Origin of the sequence: Candidatus Tisiphia endosymbiont of Oplodontha viridula (assembly GCF_964264865.1) — a bacterium.
GTDB lineage: Bacteria > Pseudomonadota > Alphaproteobacteria > Rickettsiales > Rickettsiaceae > Tisiphia.
Map to the genome: position 1 here is coordinate 1,071,289 of NZ_OZ183486.1, position 21,888 is coordinate 1,093,176.

Consider the following 21,888-nt stretch of genomic DNA (forward strand, 5'->3'; position numbering starts at 1 on the left):
TCATTTTGCAGATTTTGTCATTTGGGGCATCGTTAAATCAAATAAATTGAATAAATTTTGTTGAAACTCGCTTAATTTTGGTAATCTTATAACTTTGCAACCTTTGATTGTGTAATATAAAAAACATACTTTATCCAGCTCTCTTAATGCTTCCTCAATGGTCACATTATATTTACCATCCTTGGTTACGCCGCAACCTTGTTTCAACTTATTTTTCATATAGTGCCATATTTTTAATGCCAACATACAAACAAATACATGTCCCTTCGTTCTGTTGCTTTTCCTTAAAAAGATCGGTCTTACTTCGAGTAATCCTGTCTTCATACTGCTAAAATTTGATTCTACTTCATGTAAATTATGGTAAGCTTTATCAACCAATTCTTTACTCATCAGTTTAATTTCAATCTGTGTTTCAATCGCATAACAACCATCAAGAGCAAACAACTCTTTTTTCTTATCTTGATCAATTTCAACCACTATTTGGTTGCCATCTAATTTTAGGTTGATAAATTTATCTATCCGCCATTCTTTGGCAATTTTTTGAATATTATTTAAACCAAGTTCTGGCTTTGCTTTCTTATGGGTTGATACATATATATTACGCTCTTCAATCTTTGCAACCAATTTTTCAACTCGGGTATTCCTATCAAACTCAACTTTTCGGGCTATAGAACCATTTTTCCTTAAAATATATCTTTTACCATTACTGGTTACTTCGCATAGCTGTTCTTCAAAAAAACTATATTGCAAAACTCCGCTTTTCTCTAAGCTTTCAATCTCAACTTTACTTAAGGTTGTAATATAGTCCCACCCTTCTTTGGTCAGGGCTTCTTTGCCTGTCCCCTTAATCATTCCTTTATCACCAACAAAGACTATATTTTTAATACCAAAATTAGATTTTACTAGCTCAATCTGCTCATAAATGGTAGAAGGATCAGCACTATTACCCTTAAAAACTCTAACAGCCAAAGGTTCGCCATGATCATCAGTTAATAGACCAATCACTATTTGCTTTTTACCCTTCTTTTTATCCCGATTGTACCCATATTCCGCAAGTTCATTCTCTGTTCCTTCGAAATAGCTGGAAGTGACGTCATATAAAAGCATAACAGGCGGCTTGTTATTTTTCTTTTGATAAGTTTTAAATAATTTTAATTCGATCTTTTCTTGGTTCTCTTCTAACCATTCTAGAGCCTGATATAAATGGTTTTCATCAAATGAATCGACAGATAATACATCAGATATCGCATGCGATTTCGCCCATTTCACGCTGGAAAGTCTAGACCCTTGGTGAGCAAAGCGTGCTAAAACCAAAAATAGACTCAATAAAGCTTCTTTGCTTCTAGTACCAAGAGCCTTAGTAATACCAATTTCATCAGCAATTCTTTTTAGTAGAAAAATAGTCCCAAAACTTTCACCAACCTCAGGAACACCATCTAAACCATCAAATTCACCTTTCAGCATCTTCTTAAAAGCCTCAATGCGTAAATCATCCCAGTTAGTTAAGTTAGCTAGGGTTTTATTTAATACTTTCCCGTCTTCGCGATAAGAGGTACGAAGCAATATTGCAGGACGAGAATTTCTATTTGGAACAGTTGTAATATACATGAAAGAGATTATATCTCTAAATTCCAGCATTGTCAAATAAAAAATATCATTTACATGACTACAAATTTATCGCAGGATTCTTGTAAACCTTACTTTCCTACCTCTTCAAACACTTCTCCCTCTCGAAGATAAGTTGCGAGTTTGCCAAAGATATCTATATAAGAAATCAAGTTAAATTAGTTACTGATGAGTTCTTGACAGGGGAGTTGACTTTATATATATTACGGCTTACCTATATATACTCGATGAAAATCAAGAATTGCGTTGTCGTCTTCAGGTATCTTCGGTGTTCACGTACTAAATGTACGCCTAGCACCTCGATCCTTCAGCACTTTATAATTTTGATCTTCGTCTATCAACTCTTCATTTACGAGTAGTATATCATAGTAAGCCTGATAAAGGGGGTGTAGCTCAGTTGGTTAGAGCGTCTGCCTGTCACGCAGAAGGTCGCGGGTTCGAGTCCCGTCACTCCCGCCATTCGGTACAAGTTGTCGTTTTTTCAAAAATATCGAACGGGAAACGTAGAGAGGTCTCAAGTTTTTTGCCCCTTAGTTTGAGGTTCTGAAATACGAAATTTATCATTTTGCGTTTTTGGGGCATTTCAGAACCTTTAAAAGTTTCATAGGCTTCAGATGCTAGAGTTATTAGCGTTGTAGCGGTATCAGTAAATTTATCGTCTGCTTCCTCATAAACTTTAATTAAACGAGCAATTTCATATTGGCGATCTTTTAATTGTTGTTTTTTTCTTTGAAATTCTTCTGTACTAAGTTCTCCATTGAGTCGCAAATCTATTAATGAATTTAATCTATTCTCATTTTCGGTATGTTCTTTCTTTAAAGCAGCTGTTGCTTGCCCATGCTCATCTTTCTTTAGCTCATTAGTGTTTTTTAAATAGGCTAGAGTCTCTTTTAGCATTTCTGGGTCTCTTATACCTATTCTTTTAAAAACCTCTTCTACCTGCTTTAAAACCTCATCTTCTCTTACATAAATCTTTTTGTTTGGATTCTTTGGATCCCATGTACCTAAATAAGTCCATTCGTCCACTTTGCCATCTGAATATGTTTTGCTGTGAGTTTCAGCTGTTACAACTTTACCAGTTACTGCACAGGTGATTAATCCTCTAAAAAGAAAATCCTTACCACCATATTTAAAAGGCTTCTTCTTCCACCCTAAACGTACATCTTTACATGCCATAAAAGTCTCTTTTGTTATAATTGCTTGGTAACCATGTGACCACACCTCTCCTTTTACTCTCATTTCACCGTAATAAAATGGTTGTTGGATCATGCGATGCACTACTGTTTTATTGACGTAGCAATTGTTTTTGCTTCTAAGACCAAGCTCCTTAGCTTTTTCAGTCAAATAATTAAGAGTATACATTCCTGTTGCATATTCTTCAAAGAGTTTTTTTATGATAGAACCTCTTACAGGATCGAGAATTACTATACTGTTTCCTCTTTCATCTCGACTATTTAGATAACCAAGAGGGGCTGGTCCTATCCACTCTCCTTTACGCAATTTATGATCTAGGCTTCTTTTAACGTTATCACTTAAACTATCAACGTAAGATTGTGCCATCAATACGTTCATTCCCCACATTAGCTTTGCATGAGACTGAGAATCTTTATCTATTATGTAACCTTCTGTTCTAAAATGTAATTCTATCTTACCAGCTTTTATTGGTTCTTCTAGTAATGAAATTTCTGAGATTCTTCTTTGTACTCGATCTACTTTATCAGCAACTATAGCAATTGTTTCTCTATGGCTTTTAGCAAATTTGATCATCTCTTTAAATTGTTTGCGATCACCTCTGCTTGAAGATTCGATAATTTCAAAAGTTTCGATAACTTCAAGATTTTTACGTTGGCAATATTCTACTAATCTATATTTTTGAGCTTCAATTGAATACCCTTCTTCTTGCTCCCTTGTTGAAACACGAACTAAAATTATTGATTTTGTTGCTTTGTCTGTCATATTTTTCCCTTTGATAAAAGTATTATGCATTCAGAGATAGATTAAATACTGGACGAGTCAAGTTGAGTTTGCATTAAATTATCCAAGTAACCTCAGTATTAGAGCCAAGTGTCACATTTTTTTAGCATTAATAATTTTTGGTTATTGTAAAAATAATTGTTTTAAGTCGTAGCAGGAGTAATTTTAGCAAGTGGTTTATCATAGATACCCCTATTTATTATTTTAAGGCTATTACACGGTTTTTTAGTATCATTATGGTAGAGAGGGACCTAGTTTTTTGAATTATTATGCTCTAAGTCTAAATATGGGCTTTTTTATTTACATGGGTTTGCTTTAAAATAGATAAGTTAAAAACTTAACTGAATACCACTGTTTACATCGATCACTTTATTGATATTCTGCATCAGATATGATACAATTGAGTTATAACAAATAAATCTTATGGCAGCTAAACGATTATTATAGCACTTAACATATATGTTCATATTAGGTAAAAGAGATTTTGTATTTGAGGCAAGTTATAGAACGTTAAAAATAATGTATGAATCCCTATCTAAAGTAGCAAAAGGTCTTATTATAACTAGTCTAGAACTTCAAGAGGACAAAATATTAGCTAAATTAGCAGATGAAAGGATAGGTAATACTAAGGAATGGATTAGTCATACGGACACTTGGAAATAATGTATAATCTTCTCTATTCAGATCAAGTTATATACAAAGATATCCCTAAGCTTTCTACACCAGTTAAATCTTTAATTTAGAGAAACAAGCAAAAAATCTAGGATATACTTTGCTAAAAATGTGAAAATTTAGCAGATTGATTGATTTGTTTCCTAGAAGAACCTTAATGCTTAATTGTTCTTGACCCATATATCCATGTTATATTGTTTACAATATTCAAACATATCTACTGTGTTAGGGTGGTGTATGCCAAACTCTTTAATTTGTGGCTTGCCAAAAAATTTATAATTATATAAATCTTTGCTTTTACAGGCAGCTTTTGCTCCTTTCTTGTATAACGTACTTACTTGAGCAATATTTTTACTTCTATCTCCATATAAATAATGGTATATAACAAATGCTTTTTTATAAGATTCTATGGCCTGCTTTAGCCTATTTTGGGTAAATAGAATATCACCTTGTACTATATAACTAGATGCCAAGTCGGGATTATTAGAATAATTTGTTGTTTGCTTCGAATTACTATTTTCACTTGCTAAAAATATGGAAATAGCTTTTTTAATATATTCATAAGCTTGTTCTACTTTATTTAAATCTAATATACTTCTTGCCATTTCCGTATAAATATTTGCAAATATTTCATTATCTTCATTCTTGATAGGCTTATATATGTTATATACCTGTTGAGCTTGAGTATAAGCTTCTTGATATCTACCAAGAAAACTCAACATCTTTGCTCTAGATATATAAGTTCCAGTAAAATATAGGTCATGAATATGCGAGCCATTTTTTATAAACAGCTCAATAATTTTATCTACATATTCTAAAGCCTCATGATATTTTCCTTGCATCTCACATAACACACTTTTCGAGGAATATATTAGAGACATATCAGCTTCTTGTATTACTCCGTGTTCTACTAATTTTGCCATCTTCGCAAGCAATTCTTCAGCAAACTGTGTTTTACCTAAAAACACATAAGAGTCATATATATGGGATATTAAATTAAATTTAAGACCATAATTAGCTTCATCATCAAGTTTATCTAAAATTGTTAATGCTTTAGTACAATAAGGAATCGATTGTTCAAAATTTTTTAATATTTTTTTATGATATGTTCCCATTACTCCTAAATATCTAGCGTAATAAAACTTTTGATTTTCAGACATTTGCCACAATTTAAATTCTTCGTTCTTATCTTTCTTACTAAACCAATCAGCCATTTGTTGTGCTTTATTATTATGAAGATTTACATATAGAGAAAATAACTCACTTCTTAAAATCATGATCGCATATATGTTAATATTATACTCTTCAGAATTTTTTAGAATAATTTCTAAATTCTCTGGTATAGTTTGGGCAGTTCTCCACAAATGTCCGGAGTAAGTTCCTTTTGCTTTAGGTATTTTGGCAATAATATTTTCTAAATATATTTTATTATTATCACCATTTAGTTCCATTATTTTATTGCTAACTATATCATGCATTTCAAAAATAGGGTTATCTTCGCTAGGACTAATATTACTGATTAGCATAAATTTAGATAATTGATATATATCATCATCTAAACTATCTTTATGATCAGTAATGGTGGTAAGAAGCTGTTTTGAGAAGGTTTGATTATTTAATACAGCTATTTTATTTAGCAACTTTATTGCACTTGGTTTTAATTGTTGAATAACCATATTAATATTTGTTGCTATTTTATCAGTTGATTGATAAATTCTCTTTTTATACTCCTCTTTATCTAAACCTTTAATTTTGTTAAGCAATTGAGTTCCTTGCACTATCAATATTGGATAACCACTAAAAGATTGCGTTAAAAATTTGATATTATTGTTATCCTTATTATCCAATAAGTTATTAGCTAAAGCTATAATAGTAGACCTATCAAGTAGGGTCATTGCTATAACATTAGGTAACTTTTCATTATCTTGCGAACAAAACGCGACATGACCATTATGTTCCCAATCAATTAAATCCTGTACTTTTTTATTTTCATTAACTTTTAAATTATCGAACACCAATAACCATTTAGTAGTAGTAGTAGTTAAATATGATATTACTTCTTTTTTTGCTAAAGCAACTTCTTCAGATATACTAGTTTGTTTAACCTTATTAAGTTGTTTAGCTAATTTTACAAATTGTTCATTAATATCTAAGTTACAATCAAAAAACCAAATTAGATCATAATTATTTTTATTCTCATAACCATACATCCTAATCAGTTGAGTTTTACCTATACCGCTAGTACCCACTATACTTGCTTGTCTATATTTACTTAAATATTCATCAAGAATTTTAAGTTGTTGCTCATGATTGACAAAATAACTAACTGGGGTGATTAAATTAGATACTTGTTCTTGAGCAAAAGTTCTAGTATTAATGATTAATAATATGATTGATAGTAAAAAATTTTTCATATAATGAAACTGTTGAAAAATAAATTATCCGGCTTATAGACAAGAAATCAAGCAATTTACCCTATAGCCCTGATGGAATTCGCTGGCTTACAAACTTATACTTATCATACCATCGACTTCTAAAGAGCCATTGCTACATTCAGTTTTTTCATAAGCTAAGGTTCGTCTTATTTACCATCAATATTATCATTTTTTGCATATTCCGGATTGGAATTTGTTAAACTTTTATTACCTATACTGCAAATACCACCCTTGCTAGCTTATTAGCTACCGCGATAACTGTTTTATCATAACCGTTTCTCTCAGATAAATTAAACATCCACTCAGTAAAACTTATTAATATCGGAGTTAAAAGATAACCATTGAAAAAAAGCTATTATCTGATCCGATAAAATTTGGTAAACCTTTAAAACATAGCTTCAAAGGTTGCCGCTCCCTCAGAATTGGTGATTATAGAGCGATTTATCAAATAGTAGATACAGCAATTAATATACTAGTAATTCAACACCGCAAAGATTGTTATAATAATTCATAACAACAAAACTACTATACCCCAATATCCTCAAACTTACAGGTCATTGTGCTTATAGACTTACTTTGTCTATATTAAGGAGCTTAAATTATCTCTTTATTAATCCTTTCCAAGCAAATTTTTTCCGTCACTGTTTTTAATTTTTTAACTCTATCAATAAGGTAAAGTAGCTGTTCTTTAGTTATTCTATAATCTTTGTTATAGCGAGCCTCAACATAAGCCTGTTCAAGTAATCTAAAACATTGCCTTTGCTCAACGCTAGAATGAGGAAATATCTGCCATAATTCTTCATTGTAATTTCCGGCTATACTACCTAGTTTTCTTATGTCGTGTAGTTTCGGTTTATAACCGGAAAAAACTAATAGGATAGCATTATAAAAACTTTCGGTAGCTTGATGAAGTAAAAATGCTGAAAATGGATAATTACCTCTTTCTAAAGGATATCCACATTCTAAAAAAAACTCTGCTCCTTTTGCAAACCAGTATTCATAATCTTCTTTAGCTATTTGTCTTCTTTCTCCCCAGGGTAAGTTTTTAGCTTCCGCCAGCTGAAATTCACCGCTATCATATAAGAGAATTCCTTCTTTTTTTATATCAGAAAAGAAATAATGCCCTTTTTCAAGCTGAGTATTTACCGTCTTAATTGATTCTAGCACCAAAGTTACCCATAACTCAAAAGGACTTCTTAATGATTTTTTTTCTAACCTTTTTTCTATTTTATCTTCTATTGCTAACCCGGCAAGACCGGCATGTTTGCCTTTCTTCATGACTAACATAATATCGAGATCACTTTGATAGCTATAGGTAATATGACCTTTTTTATACTCATCTTGTACCCAATCACCTCTAGCGTAAGAGCCAAATAAAATAATCATCGCAATCTTATGCTTTGATACAGCGAGAATTTCTTTGACGATATTATCAAGTCTTTCTTGAATTATCAGGGAGCGTTCAGGTAAAACAGTTTTCATATATTTGTAATGCAGCTATCTATAATGTAGATTACTACAATCGGCATAGATATTGCAAAAAGAATTTTGCAAATTCACCTATATACAAGAAATCTTTTCTATAACATTTAAGATTTCATTTGAGTACCGTGATATTGTTGCAAGCAAAACATGCTCTTTTCTAGTGTAATAGATACCTTTTTAATTGCATCAATATTATTTACTATTTGTAACAAGGTCTATGAATTACACAAGCCCAAACTCCCTTATGAATCATATACTTCATAGTTCTCACCAACAATAGTACATGCATTTTTCTGCGGTATCGCTACTTGTATTAAGCTCAAAATTAAGTAGGATTTTACCATTTCTTCCCTCGGATTCTGCAATAGTAACAGCTTCTGCAATTTGATCTATATTGTACTCAGTATCTATAGGCATTTTTATATCTGCCATAACAAAACTCTCTATCATTTGTTTAAATATTTGCTGTCTATAGCTTACTGGTTCACTATACACCCAATCTCGTAAATGATAAAATTCAAATTGTACATTTTTCTCCATTGCGTCAGTAAAGAAAAAGGCTGGAAGTTGTTGCCCAGACATTAAACCATATTGCAAAAATTTACCACCAGGATTAACTGCTTTTAACAGTGTTGCTCCTGCATCACCACCAATTGCATCTAAAGCATAATCAACCCCTTTGTTATTTGTAAATTTTAAAATAGCCTTAGTAATATCTTCTTCGTTTGAGTTAATCACTTTCTTCAAACCAAGTTGTTCCAGTTTAACTTTATTCTCAACACTCCTTACAATTGAAATCAAATCAAAACCCAAGCTTTTAGAAAAACCAGCAATAATATGTCCACAAATTGAATTTCCAGCATTTATTACAAGAGTGTCACTTTTATCAATTTTTAATTTATCAACTAATATTAACCAGCAAGTAAGAGGGTTAATATATAATTGTGCTGCTGTTCGATTATCAATTTCATCAGGTATTAAAACAGCTTCTTGAGCTGGAATAATGTTATATTCTTGCCAAGTACCTTTTCCTTTTAATGCCAGTATCCTTTTACCAATTAGGTGATTATTATTAGCATTACCAGCAACACAAACAGTTCCAACTCCTTCAAAACCAGCTATTTTAGGGAACTCTACTCTGTCAGGATATCTTCCTCTAATAGTTAGTAAGTCCGAAGGATTAATAGCACATGCATGCATTTGAACTAATATTTCATTATCCTGAAGTGTTGGTATTTCTAATCTAACAGTTTTTAATACCTCAGACGGATTACCAAACAAATTATACATGACTGCTTTATAGGCTTGGGGTAGGTTAAAATTCTTCATAGTCAATTTCTCACTCTATTTTCTATTTAATCTCTAAATTTTAAAAGATGAATATTTTTAAAATTATACCCCCTGTTTTTTGTTGTGGCTTTCTAGAGTCTCAGTTAACAGCTCTTCTACTTGATAACTAATATTTTCATTGTCAAAATCTGTGAAATCTATTATTATTTTGCTTGTAATTTTATTATTAGACTCTAGAAGTCCTATCAGTGCTATTGCTCCATTGTCAGTAATATTATTGCTACCAATATCCACTTGCTTTACAATTTCATTATTTGTTAGAACTCCTGCCAGTATATCTGCTCCCTCATCACCAATATCATTGCCTCTAAGACTTATTTGCTTTATGGTTTTATTATTTTCTAGAAATTCATCTAGTATAATTAGTCCTTGAACCCCGATATTATTATATTCAATATCTATATTAATCAAACTATGATTATTCTCTAACAGTTCGATAAGCAGACTTAGTCCCTCAAGGTCAATATCGTTGTCGCAAAGACGTATTGCGGTTATAAGCTTATTATGTTCTAAAATTTTGCCAACTATTTCAATTCCTTCTAAACCTATACGAACGTCGATAAGTTCTATATAAGTTATATTATTGCTCTGCAAAACTTCTCTAAGTATTTGTGCAGCAATGTTAGTGATATTATTTATTTTTTCATTTGTTAAATTATTTTGTTGTGAATCATTTTGTTGTTGATTTCTGACATCGCTCGTCATACAATTAACCCCTATTGTTCGTTAGGAAAATAGACACTGAGGTTAGATTTAAAAATTTTGTGATTATTGCTTCTAACCTCGGTGCTTAACACCACACCACGTAGTATCATCTTCACACATATCTTTATTAATCCGAGAAGTACACCTTTTTGCTCACAATTAGTGATTTTCTTATAAAATTTATTATAATAGTGTTGAACTAGAGACAGTGGTCAAAATTATTAAATAAGCACATAATTTGGCTATTAAAATCAAGGAAGTATTGAAAGAATGGGATGTACTCTCTGTATTTACCAACATATTCCTTTGATATCAATTCAATTTAGCATTGCTGGACTAACTAAGAATTACTTATAAAAAGTGATTAAAAATCTTGATGAAATAAGAGATACTATCACAGATAGCCTAAAACTTCCCTAGGTTATTTATAAAGTCTTAATTCATCAATGAGGAAATTACAATGAACTCAAGGATAATATCATTATTAAATATTTTATTAGCACAATTAATATTAATTAGTACCTGTAAGGCTGAGGGTAGTAACCTACCGAGTGCCAAAACTGGTAAATCTATATTACTACCAAAAGTGATAAGTCCTAATACAAGTACTAATATAACTATTATTCTAAATATAAATCAATCTAGCAATGATTCATACTTTACAATTGAGTTAGGGGCATATGAGAATAAAAGCCCATCATTAAAACTCACTATGGGATCAATGCTAGAGTTATATTCTCCAATCCAGAATTCAGCAAGTACTCAGCAAAAATTACACATAGTAATGCGTCCATTTCAAGAATTGAATCAATCATTAAATGAGTATCCTAATACCAAAGAACAAAGTCTTGGATTAAAAAAGGAGTTATTAAGAGAGAAAGTATTCAGAAAAACTTATCCTCAAGAAATAAAGCTTCAAAATGAGGAAGTATACTCACATTATCGGTCAAATAACGAACCAATTCACCCGCGTTACTATTCTACCTTATTACCGGAGCGTAGATTTAATAAAAGTATCGTTGATTTGTTAGGTAGTAGTAAATTAGATGTTTGGCGGGCATCTGCTAGGCAAGCTTATGCAGATAGTCCAAGCCTATCAACTTTATGGCGAGCTTTTGACCCACAAGATATTATTGATCCTGAACTGCAGGATATTGCTGAATATTTTAAAAGTTATAATAATAAATTAACCAAGGAAGAGTTTGAGCAAAAATATGGTGACTCAAGTTTAAAATATGACCCTAATTTTACCGAAGCACTAGTAGAAGATATTTTAGAGAGGAAAAAGCAGCGAGAAATTAATGAATATATAATTGCTGCAGGTAAAGGCGGATTAATTGAAGTTATTGTAAAATTTGGACTCGAGGTGATATTTGGTAATCTGTTCTTATTAACATTGCTGCTAGCTTCGTCCCTATTGTGGTGGGCAAGTAAGATGGGTGGCAATGGCTTTAAAAAATGATAAACTAGCTAACTCCCAAAAGTATAGAGGTTTTCCTCTATCAATGATTTTTTGGTAAAATTTGTTATAATAATGCTAAACTGGAGACAATAGAATTATTATTAAATTAAACACCTAATTTAGCTAATTAAGATTTAATGTGTGGCAACATTAATCAGAAATATTAAGTCGCTACACATTCAAATTTTTTATTTCATTACCTCAAATAGCTACAATCTTTAAAAAATAAGGGTAAATAATTTTATTAAAATTTACCACTTAAAGCATCAAGTATCACTTTATTATTAGCAATAATGGCATCTAAATATTTTATGACTTGTTGTAAATATAAAGAGAAGATATATTTGATTTGTGATAATGCTGGGTATCATAAGTCAAAGAAAGTAAAGGAGTATCTAGTAAATAGAATTAGTATTTTCACCTCCCTATAGCCCTAATCTTAATCCGATTGAACGATTATGGAAATTTATGCATAGAATTGTAACAAATAATAAATTTTACCATAATTTTGCTCAATTCTCAGAAGCTATAGATAGATTTTTTGCTAATATTGATAAATACAAAGGTAATTTGCTTACTCTTATAACTGATACTAATTATCTTTCAATATAGAATTAATAGGATTAATAATCCAGTTCCAACTAGTGATAGACTTAATAATTTGAGGACTTGCTTCCTACCACCTCTTTTAGTTTCTTTTAATACTGATTCTCCGAGTTTGTAATAACTGTATGAATTTGCCTAACTCGACTAATACTCAAACCGGTAATTTCAAAAATCTGCTTAGGTAAATATGAAAACTTGGCACGTAAATAAATACATTGAATCTTACGAAATGCTATTATATCTAGGGCTGATTTTAACAAAAATTCCATCCGACAAACTGTTTCTGATGGATAAACATATTGATAACCTGACATTAGCTTTTTTATTTTTATTCTATAACTTAAATTATACCTTTTTCATTCTATATTGAAAGATAATTAGTATGACCAATTTCATACTATAACTTTTTATCATTTTGCCAACTCTTCAGGTTAATTGAGTATAAATCTTTGGGACCAAATTCCGGTACATGAAAGTCAAAAAATATGCCAATTGATCGATTCTGTGTCGGTAATTTTAGCACATCGTGGGAGAAGATTTAATGCAAAAGTAGCTCCAAAAATTGCCACGGCTAATGGTTATTGTGCAACTAAAAACCACATTACTATGGTGTTAAGTTGCATATTTTAGCTGGCTATAAGCAAGGTTCTCTGCCTATTCCAAGTTATGTTGGATTAACAGAAGCGGGTATGGCTGACTTGAAAGCGTACGAATGTATATTACCCATTTTGCAGGATCAGAAAATTAATATTTTTGCAGATAAAGCCTACCAAACCCAAGATAAAGCGGAACTTAAAACTGGTAATTTAACTCTATATACACCAGTAAAAAAGGTCAAGAGCTTATCGGCAGCTGACCAACTATTTTCAACTGCAGTTTCAAGAATACGTCAACCAATAGAGTCGCTTTTTAACTGGCTTGAAGAAAAAACAAAGATCCAACTGGTCAGTAAAGTTAGATCGTATAATGGGCTAATGGTTCATGTATTTGGAAAATTATCCTCGGCTTTCTTTTTGCTATCTCAAAAATTTAGCTCTTAATTGGCATTTTATCATACAATAAAACTGCCTTAATTCGGTCACATACTCTCTTATCTCGTTCATTACCATGACGTGACTTCAGTGCCGTTCTTTGTTCAGATGTTAACATATTTCCCATTATCATATTCTAGCTTCTTTCTTCTCTTCATTCAACTCTTCATTTACGAGCAGTATATATCAACCATTCTTTCTTCGTTTAAAGGGAAATTGTCATATTCAATAATAACTTTTTTTCGGTAAAGCTTATTTCCATTATTTCTTGGCATAGTAAACAGCCTTCTTTACTTCGTCAAAATCTATTGGCATATTTACTCCATGATTCATTTGATGGAGTTTCACCATCAACCTGTAATAATATTCACAAGGTGCAAATTTTGATTGCCAGTTATTAATATCTTTCATCTTTACAAATACCTTAATATTTACATCAGATCAAATATATGAAATAATGATATCTATTCTACCACAATATAACTCTTTAGACAATGCCAATTCTGCAAATCTCAGAGCCTTAAAAGAAATAGGAGCTAATGTCGCAAATAGTATCGAGGTTAAGCAAACAATTGAAGATTTATTTAATATACAAAAAGAAGAAATTATGCCATTAATTGGCTGTTATTCCACGGTTGAATCTACTGAGTAATAATAGTCCTGTTGTATAAGTTAGTGGAATTTAACATTTATAATACAAATTATGAAATATGAAATGAGAGGACAGTAGGTTTTGTTTGTATTAGTTTGAATAAGTATTGTTTACGTTATAGTTTACGAAAATGAACTGAAAAGTGAATATGTAACAAATAAAGGTAAAATTAATATGAAAATATTATACAAATTATTTATAGGAGTAGATACGATACTAAACTGTTTCTCGTTAATTTGTATTTATATACCACTGGTGAGTACACTCTGCATTTTTGTAGCATTAGGAGACGATAATCCTCCAGGTAAGTTAAAGCCAATCCAAAATATTGACCTATTTTATGATGATATTGCTAATAAACTAAATAAACCTCAAATAAGATTTATGACTCCCCAAGAGATAACGCAAGAATTAGACGTAGAAATACACAACAGCAGTGCATTAATAAAACAAAATTATAATGTACCAAATTTTCCACAATTAAAAGATAAATGCAGAGAGATACAGTTAGATTGGGATCGTTCTAGGTTTCATCACGTGACTATTCCACAAGCATCTAAAATCCATAGAAAACAGTATAATAACTCTCAATCTAAGCCATCACGTTCCAACCTTACCAGTACTACTACACAAAAATCTAAGAATTTATTTTTTAAGGAAATTGGTGAAGCTCTAAATCTAGATATATCTAATATGAGTTGTCAGGAAATGGATAAAAAGTTAGAAGAAAGAATAAAAGAAGAATCTAGATTTGTAAGAAAAAGTTCTACTACACAATTAGAATCTGAAGGTATTCGCAAAATCAAAGGTAAAATCCAATATCTAGAGCGTCTACATGATCGTCTTAAGCATTACCCTAATTCTATTCTACAAGACTCTCAAGCAAATGAGAAAATTGCTAGTGAATCTTTTCATGAAGATGATACTGATAATGATCTCAGTAGTCTTGTATCGTACCCACTCGATAATGATAAAGATAATAGACCTCTTGTGAAATCCGCTTCTGTTAGAGAATTTGTAGGAAACACGGAGTGCAAAACCGAAAGTAGTACGAAAAATGTATATGAGGATTCGAGCAGCGAACCGATGCACAAATTACCAGCAGAAGTAGAATTACACAAGAGGTCTAATGACAGAAAGGGTAAACCATCATTAGGGTTTAGCAGCATTGCAAGTTGCCCCACAACTAGTCAATACACTGAATATACACAGGTACATGATTCCAATATAGTCAAATTTCCAATATCTGAAATAGCAACTAAATCAGAAACCTTTCCTAAAGATAGTAGTCATTTATCATCAGACTCAGACACCTTACCACATACTCATGAAATGTCAAAAGATTTCTCTAAATCTTCTGAGTTATTGAAGGGGGAACAGATAGCAGAATTCGAAAATACTCGTGCAAGATACGAAATGCATAGTCCATATTATAAGCTGACAGCAATTAGCTCTTCATTAAAAACAGAAAATACTCTTGCCCAGGGATCAAGTAACATTAAAGAACCATGTAATGAGGGAAATAGTACCAATGATATCAATAAAGTTTCCTTAGAACAATATGATAATAGTCGCTCATTATTAAGTCCTAGTAATATCTTCAGTGAGTCAGTAGTTAAAAAAAATACTGAACCGATACGTGGTTGTGATATAACAAAACTTCCAATATCTGAAATAGCAACTAAATCAGAAACCTTTCCTAAAGATAGCAGTCATTTATCATCAGACTCAGACACCTTACCACATACTCATGAAATGTCAAGGCAGACAGATAGTATTAAACATGAAGTCTCGTTAAAGGAAACATCAATACAAATAGATACTATAAAACAAGAAATGTCATCATTGGATTGGAGTACTATACCAAAACAAGAGCAAATTCCAGTACCAACAACTCATCCAATAGGAGAATATTCAGTAGATTCTAGTATAGTCCGTACAGTGATAGTTCCTCCCACAATAGAAGAAAGAGAAATTATTGTAGAAGGAGAGCTTTTAGTATAAGAAAATTTAACAACACCAGTCGTACCAGCAGCACCGGCAGCAGAAATAGTAGCAGCACCAGCAGCGGGGGAAGGAAGCAGCACTGGCAGAAGAGGTAGCAGTAGCACCAGCAGCGGGGGGAGAAGCAGCACCGACAGCAGAGATAGTAGTAGCACCAGCAGCGGGGGGAGAAGCAGCACCGACAGCAGAGATAGTAGTAGCACCAGCAGCGGGGGGAGAAGCAGCACTGGCAGCAGAGGTAGCAGTAGCACCAGCAGCGGGGGGAGAAGCAGCACCGGCAGCAGAGATAGTAGTAGCACCAGCAGCGGGGGGAGAAGCAGCACCGATAGCGGAAATAGTAGCAGCACCAGCAGCGGGGGAAGAAGCAGCACTGGCAGCAGAGGTAGCAGTAGCACCAGCAGCGGGGGGAGAAGCAGCACCGGCAGCAGAGATAGTAGTAGCACCAGCAGCGGGGGGAGAAGCAGCACCTAATAGAGCAATAATCTCAACAACTAACTCCAAAGACAAAATAATAGATCTATTACAAAAACAAAAAGAGACAGTAAAAAAACTTACTTTAACGTTAAATGAAATAACCAACTCATCTTATGAATTAGCAGACTCCATTATTGATTTTAGATTAATTATTTTAAGAAATTTCAATCACTTTAAAAACTTTATCGGTGATCACAAAGATAATAGAGTAAAAAGTATATGGATTAGTAGGGCTATTGGTATAACTCAATATAATGAGAATGTTTGCAACACTAGTGCTACAACTATTGGAGGTGATATAGCACTGCCAAATGGTAACATTATTGGAGGAGCTTATAATTATGTGATCTCTAATTCTAAATATAAAAATAGTATTAATAAAGTTACTGTGCATACTCACGCAATATCTATATATGGTCAAACTAATCTGTCTAAGAAATTAATATTACAAGGATTCTTTTCTCTTGCTTCAGGTAATGTTTATACAATCTTACCAGTACAAAATCAGAAAGTGAAAACTAAGTTTGCTAATGCTTCACATAGTGCCAAATTAATAATTGCTTATAAATCACAAGTTGATAAAGTATTAATTACCCCACTTGTTGGATTTAAATATGCAAGGTATAACGTTACTGGACATGATGTAAATTTTAAAACACAAAATTTATCAATCTCTACTATTAATAATCAAAAAGCTTCTGGACTTATAGGATTTGAAATAGTTAAGTCAGTGAAGATTAATAATACTACCCAAATAATTCCTGAGTTACATATGGAAGCTGAAAAATTTTTATATAATAAACAACAAAAGCTTCGTATGCAAATAATGTCAAGCTTATTTAGCAACAAAAAGGAGATATTGATACTTGTGAAACCAGCTAAATATAGTTACAAAATTGGTGGGGTTATTAGTCTAAAACATAGATATACAGAAATTGCCGCAATGTATGAGTATTTGATTTCTGATAATAAATACTTTAGCCATAAAGGGGTGGTGAAATTAAAAATATCCTTTTAGGACGGGGGTTGCTTATATCTTATTAGTCGTGAAAAATATTAAATTTCGAACTAGTTTTTTGCTCAACAGAAGAATTAGAAAGTGGAGAGATCAGTAATGGTGTAAATAATTGTCAACTGGTAAATTGGTTAATAATATCCGACTCTGTCCAACTGATTGTGTGTGTGCCAAGAGAAGGTGCATTAATCTTACAGGTGAAAGACCTGTGTAAATTGTAAGCAGAGTTTGACCCTCTATTGTAATGAAAATTAACGTGTGCCGTAGCGAAGCTGTGGAAGAGATGGCAGTAGGTCTGCCGGGATCAGCTGCTAGAAGCTGGTTTCAAACCACCTCAGGTGGTTGTTATTAAGAGTAATGGTCGTGAGCATATGAGGAAAAATCAGTATAAACTGGTGAGGTAAGTATTAGAAAGACGAACGCAAGTGAACCCTTTATGACACATCGTAAAATTACTAAATAAGACATCAAAACCAAGGGCGAGTCATTACACAATAATTTTATGGCATTTTACTTTGCATAATATTCTAAAATGATTAGTATTTAAAAAGTACAAAAATTTATTCTAGGATAAATACTGAAGTTAATAGAAAGGCGATAGAAAATGTTTAGCTAGATTTGATCGAAAGTAATCTTTCTGATTGGAGTAAAGATCAAGCATTATTTTCTTGGTTATCAGCATTAAGGTAGTTTAGATATTATGCAAAGTACAGTATAAAAAAACTGAATCTTTGAGCGCAGGCAAACTAGGTTTACCTAGTTTGCCCAAGTGCGGGGTAGAGGAATTCCAAAAGCAAATGCTAAAACCTAACTTGTAACTACATAGTTTATTTTATTGGTAAGCTTTATATAGGCAGCAGAATGCTCTTTAAGTGGGTTATTTAGGTAGGATAGGTGGGTAGGTAGAAAGTATGAGTTAGGTGTAAAAAAAGAACGGTATAAATCTAAACAAAATTTGAAAAGGTATAAATTACAAATATACTGGAAATACTTAATGATCTTGTAATAATATAAAACTGCTTTAAAGGCAGATTGAACTAGTAAAAGACTACTTTTGGTGGGTGATTTTTTATCTGAAATTTGCTAAGGTAAGTAAGATCGGTAATAAAACCAATAAATTTAGATTTCAGTTAGTCTTCAGGAAAATAACAATACAAGACTAACTGAAAAAGTAGTGGAATCTATATCTAGTTTATATTTATTCTATGTAGTTATAAGTCTCGGTTAATAACTCTAATAGTTTATGATAATTAGAATTCATATCATATTTTTCGTGGTCATAAAAACTTAACATTATTTTGCTGACAATCTTTTTATTCTTTAAACTTTTTACAAGCTCCTCTGCCTCATTATGATACAACAAAGTGCCATTAAGCGTTATTTCGGTTAGAGTACTATTAAGTTCTAAAGCTTTACAAAGTTTAAAACTCCCACTAGGACCAATATGATTATTATCGAGATGTATTCGCTTGAGAGTCCTATTATTTGCTAAAAATTTGGCTAGTATGTCTGCTCCTTGATCATTAATATAATTATGTACAAGGTTCATTTCGTCCAAAGTATTATTACTCTTTAACACTGGGACAAGGTGACTTACTCCTTCACAGCTAATATTGTTGTTGCTTAAATCTATTTTGGTTACTATATTGTTGTTTTGCAAAAACTTCGCAACTATCTTTGCTCCTTCATCGTCAATGTTACTATTACGAAGATTTAAGTAGGTTACCGTTTCACTATTTTTTAAAGCTTCGTTAAGCAGTTTGATACTACTACCAATATCATGGTTGCTAAGATTTAGATAGGTCAATTTTTCATCAGCTTGTAGTTTTTGCTTAGCTTGTTCTAGTTCAAAAGAAATATCACTTGTTAATTTATCTTGTTTATTATTATTTTGTTGATTTTTAATATTGGTAAACATAGAATTAACTCCTGTTTTTTGAGTACAAAAAATAGACACTGAGGTTAGAACTAAAAAATTTCCGTTTCTTTACTCTAACCTCGGTACTTGAACACCACACCACGTGGGTCACTACTAATATATTATCCTTATCACTAACAGAGTCCAGAGAAGTTTTAGCACCTAGGGTGTTTTTTTATGAAATTTGATAGATCAGCGGTAAAACGGAGACAGTGGGTAAAATTATCGTTATAGTTAGGGGATAAATAGTTATAGTAAAATTTAATTAATTTTTCTGTAATAAAGCTTTAATAGTGTTTTCCTTATGGTGAATGTGATTTAGTTCTTGTTCAAGATGTAGTTTTTCTGCTTGTTGTTTTGCCTTGTTACAATAATTCAAGGCTTTATTGTAATCTCCATTGCTGAGATAAGCATCGGAATAAGTTAAATAAAAAACATTTTTATTCCATCATCAGCTATTTCCTCAATTAGGTTATTATATTTACTTACCTTACATCTTCCTTCTTTTATAAGACCACCTTTACTAGACGGTTACTTTCAATTTAATAGATATTAATTAAAAAACCCAATGCACTTGGTAAAACGTATATGTGCAGCAAACTGTTTTGCAATCTTTTAGCATTATACCAATTCCCTAATTTAAATTAGTATAAATAGTAGAAAAAAGATGAGATTATGTTATAATATTCCAAGTTTATGAATAAATTAAGGAAAGGAATATAATGGGATGTCATCAAAGATTAATAACAGAAGAGTTATACCAACGTGCTATTGAGCAGCTTGCAAGCATGAACCGAGATAATAGAGTTGCTATTAGACTTATGGCTATAATTGCTGCTAAAGAAAATGGTGTTGGTATAGTATGTAAGGTATTTAATATAACAACCAATACGCTTAGGAACTGGGTAAAAAGCTTTGCTCAAGGTAATGATAAAAGCCTTGAATATAAACAAGGTAGAGGACGAAAAAGTAAATTAACAAAAAATTGTTGTGAAGCAATAAATAAATGGTTACAAGACGATTGTAACATGACAATAAAAAATATCATCATAAAACTTAAAGAAAATTTGGAGATTGATTCTAGTAAATCGGCTGTACATAGAGTATTACAGAAACTTAAATTTGCATACATTACCCCAAGACCAGTGCATTACAAACAGAATAAAGAAACTCATGAAGGGTTTAAAAAAAACTTCAAGAAACAATAACAAATAACCCTAGCAGTTACTTGTATTTCTTTGATGAATCACGTTTTGGGACTCATTCTAAATTAGGTTATGGTTGGTTTCATAAAGGTAGCAGAACTCAAGTTAAAGCCAAAATGGGCTTTCAAAATTTCTATGTTTATAGTGCGGTTAACCCAATCACAGGTGATGATTTTACTTTAATGATGCCAAATGTCAATACCGTTTGTTTAAATATATTTTTGGCAGAGATGTCTAAACAGATAGGAGAACAAAAAGCGATTATTGTTATGGATTGTGCTGGATGGCACAAAGCTAAAGAGCTAATTATTGCAACAAATATAGAAATTCTTTATTTACCCCCATATTCTCCTGAATTGAATCCGACAGAGAAATTGTGGCAATATTTAAAGTCTAATACTATAAAGAATAAAGTATATGACACAATCGAACAACTAGAAATAGTAGTATGTTCCTGCCTTAAAAATTTAAATGCCTCACTAATTAAATCGATTTGTTGTATGAATTATTTGCTAAATTAAATTAGGGAATTAGTATTACAAATCATATTTTAAGTCGCCACTCATCTTCGAGATAAATATGAGCAGAAATTATGCTATAGAACGTGAGTATTATGCGACGAGTGGAGTGTAGAATTAAATTCTCGTTACTGACTACATTTTTTCACCTGTGGAATTTTATAATAAAGAAATACTGATAAAAGTGTACTTTAATGACAAGAGTTTTTATTTGAAACAAAACAATGGTAATACACATAAGAAGCATTATGTTGACTAATTTTTAGTATGTCAAGTAGAAAAGTGATGTTTACATGACTACAAACTTCATACCAAAACCACTGCGAACCTGATTCTTTAGACGTTTCAAGCACTTTTTCGTCTCGAAGATGAGTCGCCAAATAAAGTATCCTGATCATCATTATCAAACTGATTATCCCCATCTGCTACCTCAAATAATTTCACAACAGGTATCTCTGGGACATATTCTTTTACTTTTGCCTCTTCTATGGCTTTTAATTTAGCTGCTTCTTCTATTGCCTTAGCTTCCTCTTGCTCTCTAAGCTTTGCCTTTTGCTTAAGTCTCTCATACTAATTATCTTTCAAAATAGAATTAATAATTTAATTCCAACTAATGATAGACCTAATACTAAATTATACCATGATACCATGTTAATTCTATTTTGAAAGATAATCAGTATCAAAAAGAAGGATGTATATCTAAAGAATAGGAGGTATCTTTTTGGTAAGTCTATTTAAGGTGTAAAAAAAGTCACA

21 protein-coding genes, 1 tRNA gene and 1 pseudogene are annotated in these 21,888 nt (G+C 31.8%); 11 read left to right on the forward strand and 12 right to left on the reverse strand.

Translation table 11 applies throughout. The annotated features are described in order from the left end of the window. Positions 1-1,608 carry an IS1634 family transposase gene (locus ACFEL1_RS05205; RefSeq protein WP_375330716.1) on the reverse strand — a complete coding sequence of 536 codons (1,608 nt, stop codon included), beginning with the start codon at positions 1,606-1,608 and terminating at the stop codon, positions 1-3. A 400-nt stretch (positions 1,609-2,008) separates the two neighbouring features. Here ACFEL1_RS05205 and ACFEL1_RS05210 point away from each other — a divergent pair. Then, positions 2,009-2,085: transfer RNA gene (locus ACFEL1_RS05210), tRNA-Asp, on the forward strand. Here ACFEL1_RS05210 and ACFEL1_RS05215 read toward each other — a convergent pair. Continuing rightward, a complete protein-coding gene (locus tag ACFEL1_RS05215) occupies positions 2,074-3,582 on the reverse strand; it encodes a recombinase family protein (RefSeq protein ID WP_375330717.1) in 1,509 nt (502 codons plus the stop codon). The two genes, ACFEL1_RS05210 and ACFEL1_RS05215, sit on opposite strands and share 12 nt — an antisense overlap. 477 nt (positions 3,583-4,059) lie before the next feature. On the opposite strand from ACFEL1_RS05215, the gene ACFEL1_RS05220 reads away from it, so the two are divergent. Then, positions 4,060-4,263 (forward strand): hypothetical protein, encoded by a 204-nt coding sequence (locus tag ACFEL1_RS05220; RefSeq protein ID WP_341747850.1) that lies wholly within the window; start codon positions 4,060-4,062, stop codon positions 4,261-4,263. A gap of 170 nt (positions 4,264-4,433) precedes the next feature. Here the strand turns inward: ACFEL1_RS05220 and ACFEL1_RS05225 are convergent, their stop codons facing one another. Then, complete coding sequence (locus ACFEL1_RS05225; RefSeq protein ID WP_375330718.1) at positions 4,434-6,686, reverse strand: tetratricopeptide repeat protein; 2,253 nt, start codon at positions 6,684-6,686, stop codon at positions 4,434-4,436. 388 nt (positions 6,687-7,074) lie between these two features. On the opposite strand from ACFEL1_RS05225, the gene ACFEL1_RS08390 reads away from it, so the two are divergent. Further along, on the forward strand, positions 7,075-7,221 hold the full coding sequence (locus ACFEL1_RS08390) for a type II toxin-antitoxin system RelE family toxin (protein WP_410521700.1): 147 nt from the start codon (positions 7,075-7,077) through the stop codon (positions 7,219-7,221). A gap of 80 nt (positions 7,222-7,301) precedes the next feature. Here the strand turns inward: ACFEL1_RS08390 and ACFEL1_RS05235 are convergent, their stop codons facing one another. From ACFEL1_RS05235 to ACFEL1_RS05245, 3 genes are all read right to left on the reverse strand, one after another. After that, positions 7,302-8,189 (reverse strand): HEPN domain-containing protein, encoded by an 888-nt coding sequence (locus ACFEL1_RS05235; RefSeq protein ID WP_375330719.1) that lies wholly within the window; start codon positions 8,187-8,189, stop codon positions 7,302-7,304. Positions 8,190-8,459: 270 nt separating this feature from the next. Beyond that, entirely contained in the window at positions 8,460-9,521 is a 1,062-nt protein-coding gene (locus ACFEL1_RS05240) for a zinc-dependent alcohol dehydrogenase family protein (RefSeq protein WP_375330720.1), read from the reverse strand. Positions 9,522-9,584: 63 nt separating this feature from the next. After that, positions 9,585-10,247, reverse strand: a complete 663-nt coding sequence (locus ACFEL1_RS05245; RefSeq protein ID WP_375330721.1) for a hypothetical protein — start codon at positions 10,245-10,247, stop codon at positions 9,585-9,587. A 460-nt stretch (positions 10,248-10,707) separates the two neighbouring features. Here ACFEL1_RS05245 and ACFEL1_RS05250 point away from each other — a divergent pair, with 460 nt between their 5' ends. Together ACFEL1_RS05250 and ACFEL1_RS05255 are read left to right on the forward strand one after the other, a co-directional pair. Beyond that, entirely contained in the window at positions 10,708-11,709 is a 1,002-nt protein-coding gene (locus tag ACFEL1_RS05250) for a hypothetical protein (protein ID WP_375330722.1), read from the forward strand. 468 nt (positions 11,710-12,177) lie between these two features. Further along, positions 12,178-12,321, forward strand: a complete 144-nt coding sequence (locus ACFEL1_RS05255; protein ID WP_375330723.1) for a hypothetical protein — start codon at positions 12,178-12,180, stop codon at positions 12,319-12,321. A gap of 86 nt (positions 12,322-12,407) precedes the next feature. On the opposite strand, the gene ACFEL1_RS05260 is transcribed toward ACFEL1_RS05255, so the two are convergent. Further along, positions 12,408-12,629, reverse strand: a complete 222-nt coding sequence (locus ACFEL1_RS05260) for a hypothetical protein (RefSeq protein ID WP_375330724.1) — start codon at positions 12,627-12,629, stop codon at positions 12,408-12,410. A gap of 297 nt (positions 12,630-12,926) precedes the next feature. Between ACFEL1_RS05260 and ACFEL1_RS05265 the strand changes: the two are divergent. Continuing rightward, positions 12,927-13,355 (forward strand): annotated as a pseudogene (locus ACFEL1_RS05265) (hypothetical protein); the annotation flags it as partial. On the opposite strand, the gene ACFEL1_RS05270 reads toward ACFEL1_RS05265, so the two are convergent. Next, the gene (locus ACFEL1_RS05270) at positions 13,345-13,473 is read right to left on the reverse strand and encodes a hypothetical protein (RefSeq protein WP_375330726.1); all 129 of its coding nucleotides are present in this window, start codon (positions 13,471-13,473) and stop codon (positions 13,345-13,347) included. The pseudogene ACFEL1_RS05265 and the gene ACFEL1_RS05270 sit on opposite strands and share 11 nt — an antisense overlap. Before the next feature lie 134 nt (positions 13,474-13,607). Then, positions 13,608-13,757 carry a guanosine polyphosphate pyrophosphohydrolase gene (locus tag ACFEL1_RS05275; protein ID WP_375330727.1) on the reverse strand — a complete coding sequence of 50 codons (150 nt, stop codon included), beginning with the start codon at positions 13,755-13,757 and terminating at the stop codon, positions 13,608-13,610. A gap of 46 nt (positions 13,758-13,803) precedes the next feature. Between ACFEL1_RS05275 and ACFEL1_RS05280 the strand changes: the two genes are divergently transcribed. Further along, entirely contained in the window at positions 13,804-13,998 is a 195-nt protein-coding gene (locus ACFEL1_RS05280; protein WP_375330728.1) for a hypothetical protein, read from the forward strand. Between the two features lie 174 nt (positions 13,999-14,172). Then, a complete protein-coding gene (locus ACFEL1_RS05285; RefSeq protein WP_375330729.1) occupies positions 14,173-16,002 on the forward strand; it encodes a hypothetical protein in 1,830 nt (609 codons plus the stop codon). A 6-nt stretch (positions 16,003-16,008) separates the two neighbouring features. On the opposite strand, the gene ACFEL1_RS05290 is transcribed toward ACFEL1_RS05285, so the two are convergent. After that, entirely contained in the window at positions 16,009-16,509 is a 501-nt protein-coding gene (locus ACFEL1_RS05290; protein ID WP_375330730.1) for a hypothetical protein, read from the reverse strand. A gap of 208 nt (positions 16,510-16,717) precedes the next feature. Here ACFEL1_RS05290 and ACFEL1_RS05295 point away from each other — a divergent pair, with 208 nt between their 5' ends. Beyond that, the gene (locus ACFEL1_RS05295; RefSeq protein WP_410521701.1) at positions 16,718-17,494 is read left to right on the forward strand and encodes an autotransporter domain-containing protein; all 777 of its coding nucleotides are present in this window, start codon (positions 16,718-16,720) and stop codon (positions 17,492-17,494) included. 1,195 nt (positions 17,495-18,689) lie between these two features. On the opposite strand, the gene ACFEL1_RS05300 is transcribed toward ACFEL1_RS05295, so the two are convergent. Beyond that, the gene (locus ACFEL1_RS05300) at positions 18,690-19,409 is read right to left on the reverse strand and encodes a hypothetical protein (protein WP_375330731.1); all 720 of its coding nucleotides are present in this window, start codon (positions 19,407-19,409) and stop codon (positions 18,690-18,692) included. Positions 19,410-20,131: 722 nt separating this feature from the next. Between ACFEL1_RS05300 and ACFEL1_RS05305 the strand changes: the two genes are divergently transcribed. Then, positions 20,132-20,617, forward strand: a complete 486-nt coding sequence (locus ACFEL1_RS05305; RefSeq protein WP_375330732.1) for a helix-turn-helix domain-containing protein — start codon at positions 20,132-20,134, stop codon at positions 20,615-20,617. A 20-nt stretch (positions 20,618-20,637) separates the two neighbouring features. Next, positions 20,638-21,135 carry an IS630 family transposase gene (locus ACFEL1_RS05310; RefSeq protein WP_375330733.1) on the forward strand — a complete coding sequence of 166 codons (498 nt, stop codon included), beginning with the start codon at positions 20,638-20,640 and terminating at the stop codon, positions 21,133-21,135. 188 nt (positions 21,136-21,323) lie between these two features. On the opposite strand, the gene ACFEL1_RS05315 is transcribed toward ACFEL1_RS05310, so the two are convergent. Next, the gene (locus ACFEL1_RS05315; protein WP_375330734.1) at positions 21,324-21,485 is read right to left on the reverse strand and encodes a hypothetical protein; all 162 of its coding nucleotides are present in this window, start codon (positions 21,483-21,485) and stop codon (positions 21,324-21,326) included. Between the last annotated feature and the right edge of the window lie 403 nt (positions 21,486-21,888).